We start from the raw sequence: 4,103 nt of genomic DNA, 5'->3' as shown, positions 1-4,103 counted from the left end.
AAAAAATATAACAAATAGCAATTTGATTGTAAGGAGTGAAAGCAGTTGAAGTTCATAGACGGACATAATGATACAGTAATAAAGATAAAGGAGCAGGGGGTAAAGAAGTTTCTTCAAGGGGAAATGGAAAGTCATTTGGATCTTTCACGCGCATACCAATCTGGTTTTGCGGGTGGCTTCTTTGCGATCTATTGTCCAAATCGAACCAACTTTCCTGAAATAAAAGACTATGAATCAAATGATGGGTATCAGTTACCACTGTCTGAACCTTGCGATCACCATTATGCTCAACAATATACGAGTCAAATGATTGATTTATTAACACGTACAGAACAAGAATCTAACGGGAAGTTTAAAATTGTGCAAAATACTGGCGATCTTCAGAAGTGTCTCCATAATGGTGATATGGCTGCCATTCTTCATATTGAAGGTGCAGAGTCCATCGATCCTGATTTTAAAGCTCTTCACGATTATTACAATAAAGGACTGCGCTCCCTTGGCCCTGTATGGAGCAGGGCTAATATCTTCGGGGAAGGGGTCCCCTTTCATTTTCCTTCATCTCCTGATACAGGACCAGGCCTGACGGTAAAAGGGAGACAGTTGGTTAAAGAATGTAATAGGCTTGGAATCATGATTGACCAATCTCACTTGAATGAAAAAGGGTTTTGGGACATTGCTAAATTAACGGATGTACCATTGGTGGCTACTCATTCAAATGTACATGCTCTTTGTCCCATTTCCCGAAATCTAACGAATAAGCAGATCGACGCCATCGGAGAATCAAATGGAGTCATAGGAGTTACTTACAGTTTAAATATGTTAAGGCGTGATGGGAAGATCGACCCGAGTGTCTCTTTGACAGAAATCACCAAGCATATTCTTTATATTGCGGATAGAATAGGGGTTGAACACGTTGCTTTAGGCTCTGATTTCGACGGTACAACGGTGCCGGATGTTATGCAAGATGTGAGAGGTGTTCCAAAGTTATTAGAGCAGCTACTGAAAGAGGGTTTGAATGAACGGGATTTGAATAAAATAACCAAGGACAATTGGTTGCGTGTATTAAAGGATACATGGAGAAGGTGAAACCGAAAAAAATCAAATTTAAAACAGGCTCAGTCATTACTGGGCCTGTTTTTTGTTCATCGATGTTTTTGAAATTGAAGAGCGGAAGTCATCGTTTGAATTTCGCCGAATATTTGCTTTGTAAGCGGAGCTGCTTCTAAGTAGCTTAAATTATCTTCTAGCTGATCTAAGGAGCTAGCACCAAATACCGCTGTTGCTACAGCAGGATTGTGTAGGACATATTGCAAGGCTAAAGCTGTAGGGGTACGCTCTTCACTTCCATAATCTTGCCATTTTTTAGTGATCGCTTGAATTTCTTCATAGCTGTATTCCAGAAATCCATTCTCTGCTTTTATCTGTGATTTTTCGTGCCCTTTAGAGGACAACATCCCTTTTGCCAAAGGACCACGTGCAAGGACACTAATTTCATTATCTGATAATAAGTCCAGGATTTCTTCTTCTGGTCTGCGATCCAATGCATTATACTGCATCATAACGCTTGCGATGTTCGATTTTTCAACATATTCACGAATGACGTTAGGCCGGATGGAGGAAATTCCGTATTCTCGGATCAATCCTTCTTGTTTCAATTCCTCAAAAGCCTCAATTGACTCATCAATAGGATCATCAATGGTTCCTCCATGAAGCTGATATAAGTCGATGTAGTCCGTACCCAGACGCTGAAGGCTGTCTTTTACACCACGTTTAATGTGTTTTTTTGAAGGGTCCCACGTCCATCCCTCCTGGCCAGGTGTGAAGTTATTTCCTACTTTTGTGCCTAAAATGATATCGTCTCGCCGGCCTTTAATCGCTTCTCCTACGATTTTTTCATTCGTGCCGAAATCATATAAATCTGCCGTATCTAAGTAATTGATGCCTGCATCAAGGGCACGATCGATGATAGATCTTGCATGATCACGGTCAGTTCCTAAAGACATGCATCCTAAGCTGATTTCTGATACATACAATTCAGATTGTCCCAGTTGACGTTTTTTCATATTTATCATCCTTTCAAAGAAACCTCATCCCAAGCTTATCGAAATCTTCTCTACTACATCCACTCCTATGATAAAATGGCGATAGATTGTACGGGAAGGTGGAAGTGAAATGAAAAAATTTGAAGAGAAAACTTATGAGACGGAAACCATTTATAAGGGAAAGATTGTCCAATTAAATATTGACAGTGTTACTTTACCCGATGGGAATACATCTAAACGAGAACTGATCAAACATCCAGGAGCCGTTGCGGTCATTGCACTAACAGATGAAGGAAAGCTGGTTTGTGTAGAGCAGTACCGAAAACCATTGGAAAAGAGTCTAGTAGAAATTCCTGCCGGAAAGCTTGAGGAGGGTGAAGAACCTGAAACTTGTGCATTAAGAGAATTAGAAGAAGAGACCGGTTATACAACGGAAAATCTTAAGCTTCTTACCTCTTTCTATACTTCACCTGGATTTGCCGATGAGATTGTTCATTTATATTTCACTGATAACGTTAAGCCACTTGAAGTAAGTCCTGATGGAGACGAAGATGAATTCGTTGAAGTGATGGAAGTTACGCTGCAAGAAGCGGAGCAACTGGAAAGTGAACAACGCATCCATGACGCCAAGACCGCATATGCCCTGCTTTATTTGAAGTTGAGAGAGAGCCGATGACTTTTGGTCGTTTTTTCGTGGATCTACATATCCATATCGGTCAAGATTGGAATGGCAGGCCAGTTAAAATAACAGGCTCAAAATCGCTCACTGTAACGAATATTGTGAAAGAAGCCAGCCGAAGAAAAGGTCTTGATATGGTAGGCACGATCGATGCACAGGCTCCAGCGGTTCAAGCAGAGTTAAACTACCTAATCGACCAAGGGTCGGCGGTGGAGTTAGTTGATGGTGGTATCAAATATGAAGAAACGGTTCTTATCTTAGGCTCAGAAATAGAAGTATACGATAATTCCTGTAAAGGACCTATACATGTACTTTGCTATTTTCCTTTTTTAGATCAAATGGAAAGATTCACGCATTGGTTATCTTCAAAAATGAAGAATGTACATTTGAGCACTCAACGCTTTTACGGTACGGGAAGAGAACTGCAGCAATATGTTCAGAGCCACGGAGGATTATTCATTCCAGCTCATGTTTTTACTCCTTTTAAAAGCATGTATGGAAAAGGTGTAGTGCAATCTCTCACGGAAGTTTTCGATCCAAACCTTATTGATGCAGTTGAATTAGGGTTGAGTGCGGATTGTAATATGGCAAACCAGATTAAAGAGCTGGAACCCTACACGTACTTGACAAACTCAGATGCTCATTCCCTGTTGAATCTAGCTCGAGAGTACCAAAAAGTAAAAATGAAAGATAAGACTTTCAAAGAGCTCAAGAAGGCACTGCAAGAGAGAGACGGCAGAAGTGTAATCGCCAATTATGGATTGAATCCTAAAATGGGAAAGTACCATCAAACAGTTTGTGCAAACTGCCTGCACCCATTGGATGAATCAGATGAAAAATGTCCTTCGTGTGGGGGTTTGAAGATTGTAAAGGGAGTAGCGGAACGTGTTCAGGAATTAACCAATAAAGAGGAACAGCACCGTTCAAGACCAGCTTACATTTACCAAATCCCACTACCCGCTCTTCCTGGGGTCGGAAAGAAAACCTATGAACGTTTACTAGAATCGTTCTCTTCTGAGATGGATATTATCCATCATGTATCTTATAGCGATTTGACCAAAGTAGTCAGTGGTAAAGTAGCTGATTTCATTTTATCCATGCGACGTGGAACGTTGAAATTCAGTGCAGGCGGTGGTGGAAAATATGGTAAAGTGCTGACGGATTCCAATTGAAAGTGGTCTACTTTTTCTCCTTTCATCATAGATTGGTCATAGACCTGTTATGAGAAAGGATGGAATTCTATGCAGCAGGGAATTCGAACAATAAAGAACGATTTACAAAGTCATACGAACATATTTGTATTTATCTTTGTGCTCTTTATTATGGGAATGGTGTTTGGTGCAGTTATTGTGAACAGCATGAATTTCGTGCAGAAACAAGAT

At 40.5% G+C, this 4,103-nt stretch carries 4 protein-coding genes; 3 read left to right on the top strand and 1 reads right to left on the bottom strand.

From position 1 onward, the window contains the following. The first annotated feature begins 45 nt into the window (after positions 1-45). A complete protein-coding gene (locus tag LD39_RS00490) occupies positions 46-1,086 on the top strand; it encodes a dipeptidase (RefSeq protein WP_035541665.1) in 1,041 nt (346 codons plus the stop codon). 56 nt (positions 1,087-1,142) lie between these two features. Here LD39_RS00490 and LD39_RS00485 read toward each other — a convergent pair whose 3' ends face one another. Then, positions 1,143-2,063 carry an aldo/keto reductase gene (locus LD39_RS00485; RefSeq protein ID WP_035541664.1) on the bottom strand — a complete coding sequence of 307 codons (921 nt, stop codon included), beginning with the start codon at positions 2,061-2,063 and terminating at the stop codon, positions 1,143-1,145. Between the two features lie 109 nt (positions 2,064-2,172). Between LD39_RS00485 and LD39_RS00480 the strand changes: the two genes are divergently transcribed. Beyond that, complete coding sequence (locus LD39_RS00480; RefSeq protein ID WP_035541662.1) at positions 2,173-2,718, top strand: NUDIX hydrolase; 546 nt, start codon at positions 2,173-2,175, stop codon at positions 2,716-2,718. Next, positions 2,715-3,893, top strand: a complete 1,179-nt coding sequence (locus LD39_RS00475) for an endonuclease Q family protein (RefSeq protein WP_035541660.1) — start codon at positions 2,715-2,717, stop codon at positions 3,891-3,893. Before LD39_RS00480 ends, LD39_RS00475 begins: the two co-directional genes overlap by 4 nt. Positions 3,894-4,103: the final 210 nt, after the last annotated feature.

The organism is Halobacillus sp. BBL2006 (genome assembly GCF_000786645.1).
GTDB lineage: Bacteria > Bacillota > Bacilli > Bacillales > Halobacillaceae > Halobacillus.
Note: the sequence above shows the minus strand (reverse complement) of the source record. Positions and strands in the feature narration are given on the sequence as shown.